Source organism: Mesorhizobium sp. M0676 (assembly GCF_040320535.1).
In the GTDB taxonomy this organism is placed as follows: domain Bacteria; phylum Pseudomonadota; class Alphaproteobacteria; order Rhizobiales; family Rhizobiaceae; genus Mesorhizobium.
In genome coordinates this window covers 36,671-52,060 of sequence record NZ_JAMYPU010000008.1, presented here as the reverse complement: position 1 = coordinate 52,060, position 15,390 = coordinate 36,671, and the positions used below count along the sequence as shown (strand labels likewise).

Here is a 15,390-nt window from a genome sequence, read left to right as displayed (position 1 = left end):
CCATGTCCAAAACACCTGATTCGAGCAAAGCGGAAGATGATCAATCTTCGACCGTCGAGCAATATCTGGTGAAAGACCCGGAACGCTTCGCGTTGAACATGGCGCGTATGGTCGAACAGGCCGGCAAAGCCGCCTCCGCCTGGGCCGAGCCGCGCGAAAAGGGCGAGGTGCGCGATCATGTCGCCGAACCCGTGGTCGACATGGTAAAAACCTTTTCCAAGCTCAGCGAATATTGGCTGGCCGACCCGCAACGCGCGCTGGAAGCGCAGACGCGACTGTTCGCCGGCTACATGACGGTCTGGGGCAACGCCATCCAGAAGGTTAGCCCGAATGCCGAGGCGCCCGAAGATGCGGTCAAGCCCGAGCGCGGCGACAAGCGTTTTCAAGACCCCGAATGGGGTCGCAACGCTTTCTTCGATTTCCTCAAACAGGCCTATCTCGTCACCTCGCGCTGGGCGGCCGACCTGGTCGAGCACGCCGAAGGCCTCGACGACCACACCCGCCACAAGGCGAGCTTCTACGTCAAGCAGGTGTCCAATGCCATCTCGCCGTCGAACTTCATCCTGACCAATCCGGAGCTGTTTCGCGAAACCATCGCCTCGAATGGCGAAAACCTGGTGCGCGGCATGAAGATGCTGGCCGAAGACATCGCCGCCGGCAAGGGCGACCTGAAGCTGAGACAAGCTGACTATTCGCCCTTCGAGATCGGCAAGAACGTCGCGACATCTCCCGGCAAGGTGGTCGGCCGCAGCGATGTCGCCGAAATCATCCAGTACGATCCGACGACGGAGACGGTGCTCAAGCGCCCGCTGCTGATCTGCCCGCCCTGGATCAACAAGTTCTACATCCTCGATCTCAACCCGCAAAAGTCCTTCATCCGCTGGGCGATCGAGCAAGGCCATACCGTTTTCGTCATCTCCTGGATCAATCCCGACGAGCGGCACGGCGCCAAGGGCTGGGAAGCTTACATACGGGAAGGCCTGCAATACGGCCTCGACATGATCGAGAAGGCGACCGGCGAGAAAGAGGTCAACGCCATCGGCTATTGCGTCGGCGGCACGCTGCTGGCGGCCGCACTCGCACTGCTGGCACAGGAAGGCGACAACCGCATCAAATCGGCGACCTTCTTCACCACGCAGGTCGACTTCACCCATGCCGGCGACCTGAAAGTCTTCGTCGATGAGGACCAGGTGGCAGCGGTCGAGAAATCGATGAACGAAAAGGGCTACCTCGACGGCACCAAGATGGCGACCGCCTTCAACATGCTGCGCTCGGGCGACCTGATCTGGCCTTATGTCATCAACAATTACATGCGCGGCAAGGATCCCCTGCCCTTCGACCTGCTCTACTGGAACGCCGATTCCACCCGCATGGCGGCTGCAAACCACTCCTTCTACCTGCGCAACTGTTATCTCGAGAACAATCTGACTCGTGGCGTGATGGAACTCGCCGGCCGCACTGTGTCGCTGGCCGACGTCACCATCCCGGTTTACAACCTGGCGTCGAAGGAAGATCACATCGCGCCGGCCCTTTCGGTGTTTCTCGGCTCGCAATATTTCGGCGGCGACGTCGAGTTTGTGATGGCTGGTTCCGGCCACATTGCCGGTGTGGTCAACCCGCCGGCAGCCAAGAAATACCAGTACTGGACCGGCGGCAAACCGACAGGCGATTTTGGCCAGTGGCTCGCCTCGGCGGTGGAGCATCCCGGCTCCTGGTGGACGCACTGGCAGCACTGGATCGAAACCCAGGACGACACCCTCGTTCCGGCCCGCAAACCGGGCAAGCATATGAAAACCCTGGGTGATGCCCCCGGCACCTATGTGAAGGTGCGCGTGTAACGGCCGGCACCTTTTGCAGGTGCCTGTGTGTAACGGAATGTAATGTCTGGTGAGTTGACGGGCCGGCAAAACGGGGCGAAATGGTGTCGTCAACCTTCAAGAAGCCTCAATTGGCCTCCAACGAGCAAATAATTCAGAGGCTTGCAGAATTGACACAAGTCTCGTTTCCGGTTTGGGAACACAAGGTTATTGGATGTGAACGTTTCGACGCCGCACCAATAGCAGGCCGACCGGACGCCGAGGGGGAATTTAGTTTTGAAATCAGTAGGATCGCGTCTCGCGGGGAGAGAAGGTCGCACTATAGCGGCAGCGCTTTTCTCCGTGCTTCTGGCGTCCTGCACCTCCGCTGGCGACCCCACAATGTCCGCCGGCATGCCTGGCTACAACGCGACCGCTTCTGACATCGCCGCGGCTTCCGGCGCCAGCCCTGCGGCGCCGGGCGATTCGACCGTGCAGGTCACATCCACCGGGCCGCAGATGATGATGACGGCAGCGGGCGATGCGACACTGCCCGAGCAGGTCGCCTATGTGCCGGTGGCCAAGCCCGGCACCGGCTTCCCGGTCAATGTTCCCGCCGGCTCCGAAACCATTGTCGGCCAGACGCCGCAGTCGCTGCAGCAGTCAGCACAGACCGCGGCCGCAACGGACGCCGTGGCGCAGAAGATCGCCGCCGCCGATGCCGGCGTGACCGCACCGAAAGCGACGGCAGCGGCACCCGCGACCAACGAGGTCTACGTGACCGCCGCGCCCCAGCAGATCGACACGCCGAAGAAGGGCTTCCTGGCCTCACTGTTCAGCACCACGCCAACCTCGGCGGCACCTGCTCCGCTGGTCAACTCGCGCTCGGGCGAACAGCCTGCGGTTGCTTCCCAGAAGGCCGTCCCGGCAAAGCCGATCATCACGCTAGCGTCAGCCAATTCCGCCGACAAGCCCTTGCAGCTTGCCTCGCTTGGCAACGAGAGCAACCACATCACCGGCAGCGATGCCTTGCCCGGCGTGCGCCAGACGGCGCTGTTCGAGATCAAGCGCAAATCCGGCCTCGACGACGAAAGCGACGTCGACCTGAACGAGGACGAGGGTTCGGGCGGCGCCTATCAGGTGGCCTCCGCCGCCGGCCTCGCCCGGCTGGCGCCCAATGGCCTGTTGAAGCAAAACGAGAGCGTCGACGTCGCCTGCCTGAAGCCGTCGCTGGTGCGTGTGCTGAAGACCATCGAAGGCCATTACGGCCGCAAGATGATGGTCACATCAGGCTACCGCGACCCGGCCCGCAACCGCCGCGCCAACGGCGCCAAGAATTCGCTGCACATGTATTGCGCCGCCGCCGACATCCAGGTTCCCGGCGTCTCCAAATGGGAACTGGCGAGCTACATCCGAACCATGCCCGGCCGCGGCGGCGTCGGCACCTACTGCCATACCGAATCCGTTCACGTCGACGTCGGCCCCGAGCGCGACTGGAACTGGCGCTGCCGCCGGCGGGGTTAGCATCCCCATTCGGCAAACGGGCCGAGGGGCCGTTAGCAGCCTGCCGTTTTTCCCGATTAGCTATCAGCGACGTTCGAGATTAGCCGAGGCACCCGCGACTTCGTCATCCTATGGCGAAGCAAGGCGCGCAGCGACGCGGCGCAGACCATAGGATGACGACTGCGCGGGGCGTTCAGGCTAATCTCCAAAGATGTGCAATGACGCGAGGGCAGAAAACCTGGGCTGGCTCACCAAACTGGCCCTTTTCGCCCCTCTTGAAAAAAGTTTCCGCATCTGGCGGCTGATGGGTTGCCGGTTGGCAACAACGCAATTATAAGCCGCTTCGTCTGAGCGCGCCCATCGTCTAGCGGTTAGGACACCGCCCTTTCACGGCGGTAACAGGGGTTCGATTCCCCTTGGGCGTACCAGATCTTTCAGGAAAACAAGAAGCCTCGCGGCAGCCGCCGAACTAGCAGCGGCTGGAAGGGTGGCGCGGCGCATCGGTTGAAACGGCGAACAGCGGCTGCCGTGCCGAGGTTTCCCTCGGCGCCTGCTCGCGGCAATCTCCGGCCACTCACCCTTGGTCGTGCGCTACCTGCGGCCAGCGCTGTAACGCCGCGTGGCCACCCTCGGTCAGCGCGTAGACGCCGCGCTCGGCCCTGGCGAACCAGCCATAGACATTGTCCAATAGGATGCTGGCCGCGCGCGGCGAAATCGCTTTCAGATCGCGCGGGCGTTTCGGCCCGTCGGTCATGGCTGCGGCGCAGGCCAGCGCATCCTGCCGGTAGGCGGTCATGATCGGGGCGCGCGAGCCACCGCCGACCACCGGATCGCCGCGCCGGCGACGGTGTTCCTCCATCAGTCGGGAGCGGCGCTTCGGATCGCGACGCGGCGGCAGAGCCGCCGGGCTGAGCAGCAATTCGACCTCCCCCTTGCCGCTGACAGCCAGAAGCCCGAAGCCGAGCCGCCGGCACAGCGCGCGAAAACGGCGGTCGTGCTCGCGGCCTTTGCCACGCGCCGACATGCGCGCGGCCAGCCACACTTCGTCGCATGCCGCCGCGCGATCGACACCTTGCAGCACCAGTTCGAGGTTGAACTGCATTTTCAGTTCGCAGATGACCAGCACAGGCGGCTCGCCGTCGCGCACCGCCACGATATCGCAGTGGCCGACTTCGCCCTTCACCGTGAATTCCAGGCTCTCGAGAAACCGCTTCACCGGGATGTAGAGAGACGTTTCCTGCATCGCGCAGGCATAGCCGATTCGGATCGGGTCGGCACAGGGATCGCCGAGAGGCCGACGCCTTGCGCTAAACAGCGTCGATCCCACCATCTGCAAAAGCCATCCGTAAGGCAGGTTCTCCGGCGTGATGGTCCCGCCATAGCGCTCGACGATTTCCTTGGCGATGACCGACGTCGCCAGGGCCGAGCGCGACCAGTATTTCATCGCCTGTCTCGCGTTCAACAAGGCGCTCGCCGTGGCTGGGACGGCACGATCGACAGCGCAAGGCCCGAGATCGTCGACGCCAAGACCGGTCCACGGTTAGCCACAGTGAGCGCGTGTCGGTGCTCTGTTCGAAGCTAGAGGCGGGTGCGCGTCCGGCGCTGCCCTGGTGCGGCATCGTCCGCCTTGAAATGCATCTCGTCCTGGACCGCGGCAAAAAACCGGCGGACATCGTTGGCCGCCGAAGCCGCATCGCAGCCGGCCGCGACCGCCTTGTCGAGGAGTTCGCGCGCCGTGGCCTTCCAGAACGACGTGGCCGTGTCGCCGTGCAGTCTGCCCAGCCTTGCGGCGACCTCGCGCACCAGCACGGTCTGCCGATCTAGCGGGAAGGTACGCACATTGGCTGAAGACATGTTCTGCACCATGAAACCGACGCAACGAATCAGACGCTGCTCTATGGCTCATGCCTAGCTGTGAAGTCGGAAACGGAACCTTAACGCCGCGGAGTCCGCGCCGATTGGAACGAGTCGGTTGGCCGGCCTCCAGGCCAAGCAGAACTCTAGACCCTCAGGCCCCTCGCCTCGCCGGCGCGCTTGGCCGTAACCATCATGTCCCTGGCCAGCAGGCCACTGACCCGGCAAAACGCCATGAAGGCGCGCCATGCGTCCTCAGTCCTGACCACATCCACCGTGGCCCCGAAACAGGCATTGAACGCCGCTTCATAGACCTTGCCCTGTCGCTTCTTTGGCCAGTCATGCAGGATATCCAGCGCCTGTTCGACGCTGTATATTTCCTCTACCGGCAGCCCGGGCGCGGGCGCGATGCGCACCGGCACCTCGAATTGCAATCTGTCCATTCTATATCTCCCGAACTGGCGTCGACCACAGCAACGCCGTTCGTCGTCAAAAGTTGCTTTGGCTGCTTTTGCGCGAAAATGTGTCGTCAGTGCGATCTCGGCATTCGGAGGAGATCGCGCACCTGGATGTCATCTGAGCGGCCGCGCAAGCCAGGAATATCGCCAGTATCAGTCCATTGCCGGCAGTTCTTCCTTGAACCTTGCGGCTTGCAGTGCCAAATCTGAGGAAATTTTCTAACGGGCTGATATGCGCCGCCCGCTTACAGGCAAACGGACACTATGGTCACCTATCTCGACGCCGCCACGGCACCCCTCAGGAATACCGGCCAGATCCGCCTCTATGGCGAAGAAGGATTTGCCGGCATGCGCAGGGCCTGCGATCTCACCGCGCGCTGCCTCGATGAACTGGTGCCGATGGTCCAGCCGGGTGTCACCACCGAGACCATCGACCGTTTCGTCTTCGAATTCGGCATGGACCAAGGCGCGCTACCGGCGACGCTCAACTACCGCGGCTACACCAAATCGTCCTGCACCTCGATCAACCACGTCGTTTGCCACGGCATTCCAGACAACAAGCCGTTGAAGGATGGCGACATCGTCAACATCGATGTCACCTACATCCTCGACGGCTGGCACGGGGATTCCTCGCGCATGTATCCCGTCGGCACCATCAAGCGCGCCGCCGAACGCCTGCTCGAAGTCACCCACGAGTGCCTGATGCGCGGCATCGCGGCGGTCCGGCCCGGCGCCCGCACCGGCGCCATCGGCGCCGCCATCCAGACCTATGCCGAGGCAGAGCGCTGCTCGGTGGTGCGCGATTTCTGCGGCCACGGCGTTGGCCAGCTGTTCCACGACGCACCAAACATCCTGCACTATGGCACCGCCTCGGAAGGCGTCGAGATGCGGCCGGGCATGATCTTCACCATCGAGCCCATGATCAATCTTGGCCGGCCGCATGTGAAAGTGCTGTCGGACGGCTGGACGGCGGTGACGCGCGACCGCTCGCTGTCGGCGCAGTACGAACACACGATCGGCGTCACCGAAACTGGCTGCGAGATTTTCACCCTGTCGCCAAACAAGCTCGACCGCCCCGGCCTGCCGGCGGTCAGCTGAAAACAAGATCGCCTCAAGCCGCGGCTTTGAGGCGCCGTCGCCGAAAAAACTCGACCGCGCGCTGCTTACCGCTCTAATCTGCCGTCGAAGCCTTCGGGGAGTGTGGGGGGGTCGATGGGGAAGAGCGGTGACGACGAACGGGGGTTCTTCTCCGAGCGGTGGCTTGAACCGCCGGCGAAGGACAAGACGCCCAAGGACAAACTGACCGAGACGCCACACTATCACGGCCATCGCGACCGTTTGCGCGAGCGCTTCGTTGCCGGCGGCGCGGACGCCCTGCCCGACTACGAACTTCTCGAACTGCTGCTGTTTCGTCTGATCCCGCGCGTCGACACCAAGCCGATCGCCAAGGCGCTTTTGGCGCGCTTCGGCACTTTTGGCGAAGTGCTTGGCGCACCGGTGGCGCTGCTGCAGGAGGTGAAGGGCATAGGCCCCGCCGTGGCGGTCGACCTGAAGGTGATTGCCGCTGCCGCGCAGCGCATGGCGCGGACCGAGGTCCGCGACCGCGAGGTGCTGTCCAACTGGACGCAGCTTCTTGCGTACTGCCGCTCGGCGATGGCGTTCGAGAACCGCGAACATTTCCGCATCCTGTTCCTCGACAAGAAGAACGTGCTGATCGCCGACGAGGTACAGCAGGTCGGCACCGTGGACCACACGCCGGTCTATCCGCGCGAAGTGATCAAGCGCGCGCTCGAACTGTCGGCCAGCGCCGTCATCCTGGTGCATAATCACCCATCAGGTGATCCGACACCATCGCGTGCGGACATCGAAATGACCAAGCAGATCATCGACAGCGCCAAGCCGCTCGGCATCGCCGTCCACGACCACATCATCATCGGCAAGAAAGGCAACGCCTCGATGAAGGGCCTGCTGCTGATCTGAGCCTGATGGGCGCCGGTGCCGTCATCCCAAACGCCACCGCTCGCGAGCCAATCAGCAACATTCCGGCTTGGCTCAAACGCCCACGCTTGCGGTGTAGAAGTGATATTGCGACGGAAGCGCCCGCTTCGGCGACAATGTCGTAGACTCGCGAATACGAAGCAGCCAGTTCCCGTCAACCATTGCAGGAGATCTATTCAATGACGCTCGAATGCATAAATCCAAATGATCTGCCGATTCCGGAAATGTACTCCCAGGTCGTCGTTGCGACAGGAAGCAAGCTGGTGTTCGTCTCGGGCCAGCAGCCAGAAGACATACACGGCAAGCTCGTTGGCCATGGTGATTTCGCAGTCCAGGCGCGCCTGGCGTTCGGGAATCTCGGCCGAGCGCTTGCTGCCGCCGGCGCTCGGCCTGAGCAAGTCTGCAAGATGACGATCTACATCGTCGATTACAAACGCGACGAACACGTGCCGATCATCGAAGCGGCCCAGATCGAGCTGTTCGGCGATCACAAGCCAGCAAACGTGGTGGTCGGGATAGCTGTAATGTCTCCCGGCTACCTGATAGAGATCGATGCGATCGCGGTCATCGACCCGTAGGCCAAGCGAGGACGCGTCAAGTCGCCCAAACAAATCCCGGAACTCGCTGCGAGATTGCCACGACCTTGATCTCTCCATCCATCCACGATCACATCGTCATCGGCAGGAATTGCGATGTCTCGATGAAGAGCCTGCTGCTCACCTGATCAACGTCGGAAACAGGAAACACGCAATGCCCCAGCCCGGCGACGAACCATGGCCGTTCGACAAGCAACGCGCAGCCCTCCTGGTCATCGACATGCAAAGCGACTTCGTCGATGAGGGCGCCGTCATGGAAGTGGCCATGGCCCGCCATCGCATTCCGGCGATGCGGCAGGTGGTCGAGCTTTGCCGCGCGCAAGGCGTCCCGGTGATCTACACCCAGCATGTGCTCAGCGACCATTTCGATATCTCGCCGCTGGAAACCAGCTATCAGCCGAAGCTGAAAACCAAAGGCATGCGGGAAGGCAGCGCCGGCGCCGAAATCGTCGCCGCGCTTGCGCCCTTGCCTGGGGATGTCGTCATCAAGAAGCACCGCTACGATGCCTTCCACAACACGCAGCTCGAGACCGTGTTGCGCAACATCCGTGGCGCAGGCCGGGTCGACACGGTGATCATCATCGGCACCGTGACCAGCATCTGCTGCGAATCCACCGCGCGGAGCGCCTTGATGCGCGACTACAAGGTGGCTTTCATCAGCGACGCCAATGGCGGACTGGACGAGGCATCGCACAATGCAACCCTCGACATCATAGGCAAGGTGTTCGGGCGCGTGATGACGGTTGCCGAGCTTGGGAACCTGTTGCGGAGTTGAACCCCAGCGTCAGCTGGCGTGCGTCTCAAGCTCCGGCGCCGAGCCTGCCCTCAAGAAGGTCGCGCCGCTGCTGCAATTCGCCGGAGACGAATTTGGTGAAGGCGTGGACGCGCGCCGTGCGGCGCAAATCGTCGTGCACCAGCACCCACAGCGCCGAGCCGATCTCCTCGATCAGCCCTCCGACCCTTACAAGCCCGGGCAGGCTGTCGCCGAGATAACAGGGCAGCGCCGCAACCCCGATTCCGGCGCCCGCCGCATGCGACATCGTCACCAGGGAATCGGCGCGTATGGCGATCTCGACATCGGGCAGCGACGACCGCATCCAGCGGGCGACGCCGGTGTTGGCCAGGCTGTCGTCGGGCGCGATCCAGCGCAGCGCACCCAGTCTCGGCTCCGGGGGTAGCGTTTCGGCATAGGAACGTGTCGCGTAGGCGGCGAAGGCGACGCCCGAAATGCGCCGGCCGACCAGGATTTCCTGCGGTTGCGACACCGGCCTGATCGCCACGTCTGCATCCCTTTGCGTCAGGTTGGCGATGGAATTCTGCGTCATCGCCTCGACCCGTATGCCGGGATGGAGCTTATGAAACGCCGCCAGGATCGGCGGCAGCACCGATGCCATCAGCGTATCGGTGGTGGTGACCCGCAACCTGCCTTCGAACCTGAGATCCTGCCCCGACAGTTTGCGCGCCAGTTCATTGACCGTCTCGGCCATTGTGCGTGCCGCGCCCAGCAGTTCCTCGCCGCCCGCGCTGAGGGCATAGCCAGTCGGCAGCCGATCGAAAAGGCGGATACCCAGCCGCGCCTCGAAGGCGTTGACGCGCCGCAGCACAGTCGTGTGGTTCACGCCTAGGATCCGAGCCGCCGCCGCCAGCGAAGCGCCATCGGCGACGGCCAGCACCATGCGCAGATCTTCCCAGTCGATATCGCGTGAGCTGTGCATTCTTGCAGAAAGATAAAAGAAAGCGCTGCGCTCTGCGAGTCAAAATGACGCTTCGCTGTGCAAAAACGCAGAGCAAGCGGGCGAATCGGCATGTCGATCTGCGCATGCACGCACGCCATATGGAGTCCGACGACAAAAGAAACAGTCGCGGAGAAGAGCCATGACGCCGATAGAACTCTACACCTGCCAGACACCCAACGGGCACAAGGCCTCGATCATGCTGGAAGAGGTCGGCCTGCCCTACTCGGTCCGCTTGGTCGACATCGAAAGGGGCGACCAGACCAAGCCTGATTTCCTGGCGCTCAATCCCAACAACAAGATCCCGGTGATCGTCGACCGGGACGCCGGCCGCACGGTCTTCGAATCCGGCGCCATCCTACACTACCTGGCGCGACGGTCGGGCAAGCTTCAGCCGGTGGGCGCGCAGGAGGCGGACGATACGCTGACCTGGACCTTGTTCCAGGCGGCCCATGTCGGCCCGACGCTTGGCCAATTGTGGAATTACAAAATCTTCGCGCCGGAAAAAATCCCTTATGTGATCGAGCGTTTTGAGCGCGAAACCGGACGCGTCTTCCGAGTGCTCAATAGCCGGCTCAAGAACTATGAGCACATCGTCGGCAAAAGCTACGGCATCGCCGATGTGATGACATGGCCATGGATCAACGCGGCCGTCACCAGGCTCGGCCTCAGCCTCGATGACGCGCCAGACCTGGCGCGTTGGTATGCCGCCATAGGCCGACGCTCCGCAGTTGTCAGAGGCATTGCCGTTCCCGCCCTGCCCGAAGCATCGGCTGCCGCTTAGATCATGATGAGATTTGGTTGAAATCTCATCATGACCTAACCCTTTGTTGGAGCATGATCTTTTCCAAAAACCGGCACCCACTTTTTGGGATCATGCCCTAGCCGCCGCACCCCGCATTCAAGGAATACGATCGTGGAAATCCTCTTCGTCCCTCTGGCGCTTGTCGCCGGTGGCCTGCTTGCGGTGCAAGCCGGCGCCAATGCCCAACTTTCAAAGGCGGTCGGCTCACCCTTTGCCGCGACCACGCTTCAGCTCGCGGTCGGCGCCATCGTGCTGTTGTCGATCACGGCCCTCACCGGAACGACACCGGCTCTGCTTGCCGTTCGGCAAGCCGAATGGTGGCATGCGATCGGCGGCATGGCTTCGGCCTTCTACGTTGTTTCGACCATTCTTCTGTTCCCTCGCCTTGGCGCCGTCGTGTCCGTCGGGCTCTTCATCGCTGGGCAGATGCTTGCATCCTTCGCCCTCGACACGTTCGGCTGGCTCGGGATCCCCGAAGCCGGACTGCGAGCCGGGCCTGCCTTCGGCATGCTCGTCTTGCTTGCCGGGGCTGCCCTCATCGTTCTGGGACAGAAGGGCGCGGCCGACAATACCGCATCCTCAAGACCAGGGTGGATCGGACTGGCGCTGCTGGCAGGCGCCGTGCTTCCGGTGCAAGGCGCTGTAAACGCCTTGCTTCGGCACGACCTTGGCGGCGCGCCGTTTGCGGTCGGCACCATCTCGTTCCTGGTGGCGATGCTGGCCATGGCCGCGGTGCTTCTGATCGCGCTTGCCCTGACGAAGACGCCCCGCCCTCGCCTCGCCGGCTTGTCGTCGATGCCCTGGTGGGGCTGGCTCGGAGGTTTTGCCGGCGCCACCTATGTCACGACCGTGTTCACCGCCATCCCCGTCATCGGAGCGGCAGCTGCCGTCAGCCTGACGGTGGCCGGCCAGCAGGTCGCCGGCATCTTCGTCGACACCTTCGGCTGGTTCCGCCTGCCGCAGCGGCTTGTCTCCGGCATGCGGCTCGCCGGCGTCGTGCTGCTTTTGGCCGGCTGCATCATCATCAAGGCGCTTTGATCCCGCTGGAACAAGGCAAGCCGAATCAAACCAGCCCCTGCCCTCCCTGATTTTGGGGGGTCAGGTGTCGCTCCGGCGTCACCAACGAAGCAAGGTCCGGGCGCCGCAGAAGCAATTTTTCGCTCCTTCCACAACCGGCTCTAGAATTTCGATCGCAAATCACGCATGATGCACTTGGTATTTTCCCGGGACGGCTTCGCGCCCCCTGAAATACCGGGAGGAACGGGACATGCCCATAGTGGTTGTACTCGTTTTGATCGTCGTGGGCTCGGTGTTGTTCCACTTCCTGAGCCCATGGTGGTGGACTCCGATTGCCTCGAATTGGGACTATATCGACAACACCATCATCATCACCTTTTGGATTACCGGCGTCGTCTTCGCCGCAGTCGTCCTATTCATGGCCTATTGCGTTTTCCGCTTCCGTCACCGCGAAGGCAACCAGGCGGCCTACGAACCGGAGAACAAGCGGCTCGAATGGTGGCTGACGATCGTCACCGGAGTGGGTGTTACCGCCATGCTGGTTCCCGGCCTGTTTGTCTGGAGCCGGTTCGTCAACGTTCCAAGCGACGCAACCGTGGTCGAAGTCGTCGGCCAGCAATGGCAGTGGAGCTTCCGCTTGCCCGGCAAGGACGGCAAACTCGGCACATCCGACACCCGCGACGTCACCGCTGAAAATCCGCTGGGCGTGATCGCCAAGGATCCCAGCGGCCAGGACGACGTCGTGGTCGAAGCGGCCGACCTGCATCTGCCGGTCGGCAAGCCGGTCAAGATGCTGCTGCGCTCGATCGATGTGTTGCACGATTTCTACGTTCCGGAATTCCGCGCCAAGATGGACATGATACCGGGCTCGGTCACCTATTTCTGGTTCACCCCCACCAAGACCGGGACCTTCCAGGTTCTGTGCGCCGAACTGTGCGGCCAGGGGCACCCGATGATGCATGGCATCGTCATGGTCGATACCGAGCAGGACTATGTGGCCTGGCTCGACCAGCAGCAGACGTTCGCGCAGTTGTCGGCGCCGCAGCAGACGGGCTCGGTGGAACAGGCGCCGGGCAACGCGACGGCGTCAGCTCTAGAAGTTGCGGCAAAACTCGAAACTGTCGGGTCCCGCTGAAGGGCACGGAGGTGCTCCGCCTATGGTCGATATCACGCCTGCAGATGCCGTCCCGCCCGCCGAAGTCGCGGAAATGGAGCTTTACCATCCGCACAGCTGGTGGACGAAGTATGTCTTCTCGCAGGACGCCAAGGTCATCGCCATCCAGTATTCGGCGACCGCAACGGCCATCGGCCTGGTCGCGCTGGTGCTGTCCTGGCTGATGCGGCTGCAGCTCGGCTTCCCCGGCACGTTCGATTTCATCACCCCCGAGGCCTACTACCAGTTCATCACCATGCACGGCATGATCATGGTGATCTACCTGCTCACGGCACTCTTCCTCGGCGGCTTCGGCAACTACCTGATCCCGCTGATGGTCGGCGCCCGCGACATGGTCTTTCCCTATGTCAACATGCTGAGCTACTGGATCTACCTCCTTGCCGTGCTGGTGCTGGTGTCGAGCTTCTTTGCGCCCGGCGGACCGACCGGCGCCGGGTGGACGCTCTATCCGCCGCAAGCCATCATGACCGGCACACCTGGCGGCCAGGAATGGGGCATCATCCTGATGCTCGTCTCGCTGATCCTGTTCATCATCGGCTTCACCATGGGCGGTCTGAACTATGTCGTGACGGTGCTGCAGGCCCGCACGCGCGGCATGACGATGATGCGCCTGCCGCTGACCGTCTGGGGCATCTTCACCGCCACCGTCATGGCGCTGCTCGCCTTTCCGGCGCTGTTCGTCGCCTGCGTGATGATGCTGCTTGACCGCGCGCTTGGAACCTCCTTCTTCATGCCCGCGGTTGTCGAGATGGGGGAACAACTACAGCACAATGGCGGCAGCCCGATCCTGTTCCAGCATCTGTTCTGGTTCTTCGGCCACCCGGAAGTCTACATCGTGGCGCTGCCGGCCTTCGGCATCGTCTCCGATCTGATCAGCACGCATGCGCGCAAGAACATTTTTGGCTACCGGATGATGGTCTGGGCCATCGTTGGCATCGGCGCGCTGAGCTTCGTGGTCTGGGCGCACCACATGTATGTCAGCGGCATGCACCCCTATTTCGGCTTCTTCTTCGCCACCACGACACTGATCATCGCCATCCCGACGGCGATCAAGGTCTACAATTGGGTGCTGACGCTGTGGCGGGGCGACATCCATCTCACCATACCGATGCTGTTTGCCATGGCTTTCATCGTCACCTTCGTCAATGGCGGGTTGACCGGGCTGTTTCTCGGCAACGTCGTCGTCGACGTCCCGCTGTCGGACACGATGTTCGTCGTCGCCCACTTCCATATGGTCATGGGTGTTGCTCCGATCGTCGTCATCTTCGGCGCGATCTACCACTGGTACCCGAAGGTCACCGGCCGGATGCTGAACGAGACGCTCGGCCGGTTCCATTTCTGGGTCACATTTCTCGGCGCCTACCTGATCTTCTTTCCCATGCATTACATCGGCCTGATGGGCGTGCCGCGGCGCTATGCCGAACTGACCGACGTGACGGTCATGACGGAGTCGGCGCATCACCTGAACTCGTTCATCAGCATCATGGCGTTTATCGTCGGCTTCGCCCAGATCGTTTTCCTGTTCAATCTTATCTGGAGCATCCGCCATGGGCGCGAGGCCGGTGGCAATCCATGGCGGGCCACGACACTCGAATGGCAAACGCCGCAGACACCACCCGCGCATGGCAATTTCGGCAAGGATCTGCCGATCGTCTATCGCTGGGCCTATGACTACAGCGTGCCGGGCGCCAAGGAGGACTTCATTCCGCAAAACATGCCGGGCACGTTCGGCCCCTCCAGGGAGCCAGCATGAGCGTCATCCTGGTCTTCCTTCTCGTGATCGCCGGCTTTGCCGGCTGGTGGCTCTCGCATCAGCGGCTGATGGCGAAACCATGGCTCGAGCAAGGTGTGGCAGGAGATTTTGTCGCCTTCGACCGATCGAGCCTGCCGACCGCCAAGATCGGCCTCGGTGTCTTCCTCGCCGTGGTCGGCTGCCTGTTTGCGCTGTTCACCAGCGCCTACTTCATGCGTATGGCGCTGTCGGACTGGCAGCCGCTGCCCATCCCACGCCTGCTCTGGCTCAACACCGGCATGCTGGTGCTGAGCAGCATCGCGCTGCAATGCGCCTCGATCGCGGCGCGCAAGCGCCAGATGGACACGGTCAGGCTCGGCCTTGCCGCGGCTGGGCTCACCGCGATCGCCTTCCTCATCGGGCAGCTCATGGCATGGCGGGACCTGACCGCCGATGGCTATTTTCTGGCCTCCAATCCGGCCAACAGTTTTTTCTACCTGATAACCGGGATGCACGGCCTGCATATCGTGGGAGGGCTGGTGGGCCTGGGCAGGACAACCGCCGGCGCCTGGAACGGGGCACGGCCGGAACGGCTTCGCCTCAGCGTCGAATTATGCGCCATGTACTGGCATTTCCTGCTTTTCGTCTGGCTCGCCATCTTCGCTCTTTTAGCCGGCTGGGCCGCGACGTTCATCGATATTTGCCGGCAGTTGCTGACCTAGGA

Annotated in this window: 15 protein-coding genes and 1 tRNA gene; 12 read left to right on the top strand and 4 right to left on the bottom strand. The window is 62.5% G+C overall.

The genetic code is table 11. From position 1 onward, the window contains the following. Positions 1 to 2: 2 nt before the first annotated feature. From phaC to NKI35_RS10825, 3 genes are all read left to right on the top strand, one after another. On the top strand, positions 3 to 1,838 hold the full coding sequence (gene phaC / locus NKI35_RS10835) for a class I poly(R)-hydroxyalkanoic acid synthase (protein WP_352518669.1): 1,836 nt from the start codon (positions 3 to 5) through the stop codon (positions 1,836 to 1,838). A gap of 360 nt (positions 1,839 to 2,198) precedes the next feature. Further along, positions 2,199 to 3,320 (top strand): D-Ala-D-Ala carboxypeptidase family metallohydrolase, encoded by a 1,122-nt coding sequence (locus NKI35_RS10830; protein ID WP_245261858.1) that lies wholly within the window; start codon positions 2,199 to 2,201, stop codon positions 3,318 to 3,320. 332 nt (positions 3,321 to 3,652) lie between these two features. Further along, positions 3,653 to 3,727 (top strand) — tRNA-Glu (locus NKI35_RS10825). A gap of 146 nt (positions 3,728 to 3,873) precedes the next feature. Here the strand turns inward: NKI35_RS10825 and NKI35_RS10820 are convergent. The 3 genes from NKI35_RS10820 to NKI35_RS10810 form a co-directional block, all read right to left on the bottom strand. Continuing rightward, complete coding sequence (locus NKI35_RS10820) at positions 3,874 to 4,542, bottom strand: DUF2161 domain-containing phosphodiesterase (protein ID WP_352740114.1); 669 nt, start codon at positions 4,540 to 4,542, stop codon at positions 3,874 to 3,876. Positions 4,543 to 4,877: 335 nt separating this feature from the next. Next, positions 4,878 to 5,153: a DUF6074 family protein gene (locus NKI35_RS10815; RefSeq protein WP_023691124.1), complete on the bottom strand. Its 276-nt coding sequence runs from the start codon at positions 5,151 to 5,153 to the stop codon at positions 4,878 to 4,880. Between the two features lie 146 nt (positions 5,154 to 5,299). Next, on the bottom strand, positions 5,300 to 5,596 hold the full coding sequence (locus NKI35_RS10810; RefSeq protein WP_023688240.1) for a DUF982 domain-containing protein: 297 nt from the start codon (positions 5,594 to 5,596) through the stop codon (positions 5,300 to 5,302). A 279-nt stretch (positions 5,597 to 5,875) separates the two neighbouring features. Here NKI35_RS10810 and map point away from each other — a divergent pair, with 279 nt between their 5' ends. The 4 genes from map (at position 5,876) to NKI35_RS10790 (ending at position 8,980) form a co-directional block, all read left to right on the top strand. Beyond that, entirely contained in the window at positions 5,876 to 6,709 is an 834-nt protein-coding gene (gene map / locus NKI35_RS10805) for a type I methionyl aminopeptidase (RefSeq protein WP_352596552.1), read from the top strand. 114 nt (positions 6,710 to 6,823) lie between these two features. Then, positions 6,824 to 7,591 carry a RadC family protein gene (gene radC, locus NKI35_RS10800; RefSeq protein ID WP_023667655.1) on the top strand — a complete coding sequence of 256 codons (768 nt, stop codon included), beginning with the start codon at positions 6,824 to 6,826 and terminating at the stop codon, positions 7,589 to 7,591. 197 nt (positions 7,592 to 7,788) lie between these two features. Then, positions 7,789 to 8,187 (top strand): RidA family protein, encoded by a 399-nt coding sequence (locus NKI35_RS10795; RefSeq protein ID WP_023701658.1) that lies wholly within the window; start codon positions 7,789 to 7,791, stop codon positions 8,185 to 8,187. 172 nt (positions 8,188 to 8,359) lie between these two features. Beyond that, a complete protein-coding gene (locus NKI35_RS10790; protein WP_352739931.1) occupies positions 8,360 to 8,980 on the top strand; it encodes an isochorismatase family protein in 621 nt (206 codons plus the stop codon). Positions 8,981 to 9,005: 25 nt separating this feature from the next. Here NKI35_RS10790 and NKI35_RS10785 read toward each other — a convergent pair whose 3' ends face one another. Continuing rightward, a complete protein-coding gene (locus tag NKI35_RS10785; protein ID WP_352739929.1) occupies positions 9,006 to 9,920 on the bottom strand; it encodes a LysR family transcriptional regulator in 915 nt (304 codons plus the stop codon). Between the two features lie 160 nt (positions 9,921 to 10,080). Here NKI35_RS10785 and NKI35_RS10780 point away from each other — a divergent pair, with 160 nt between their 5' ends. The 5 genes from NKI35_RS10780 to NKI35_RS10760 all read left to right on the top strand — a co-directional run bounded on the left by NKI35_RS10780 (position 10,081) and on the right by NKI35_RS10760 (position 15,388). Beyond that, positions 10,081 to 10,722, top strand: coding sequence for a glutathione S-transferase family protein (locus tag NKI35_RS10780; RefSeq protein ID WP_027050354.1), 642 nt, complete (start codon positions 10,081 to 10,083; stop codon positions 10,720 to 10,722). A gap of 132 nt (positions 10,723 to 10,854) precedes the next feature. After that, complete coding sequence (locus NKI35_RS10775) at positions 10,855 to 11,781, top strand: DMT family transporter (protein ID WP_023667660.1); 927 nt, start codon at positions 10,855 to 10,857, stop codon at positions 11,779 to 11,781. 229 nt (positions 11,782 to 12,010) lie between these two features. After that, on the top strand, positions 12,011 to 12,895 hold the full coding sequence (locus tag NKI35_RS10770) for a cytochrome c oxidase subunit II (RefSeq protein WP_023667661.1): 885 nt from the start codon (positions 12,011 to 12,013) through the stop codon (positions 12,893 to 12,895). 22 nt (positions 12,896 to 12,917) lie between these two features. Further along, entirely contained in the window at positions 12,918 to 14,687 is a 1,770-nt protein-coding gene (gene ctaD, locus NKI35_RS10765) for a cytochrome c oxidase subunit I (protein ID WP_023681631.1), read from the top strand. Further along, the gene (locus NKI35_RS10760) at positions 14,684 to 15,388 is read left to right on the top strand and encodes a cytochrome c oxidase subunit 3 (protein WP_023681632.1); all 705 of its coding nucleotides are present in this window, start codon (positions 14,684 to 14,686) and stop codon (positions 15,386 to 15,388) included. Before ctaD ends, NKI35_RS10760 begins: the two co-directional genes overlap by 4 nt. The last annotated feature ends 2 nt before the right edge of the window (positions 15,389 to 15,390 follow it).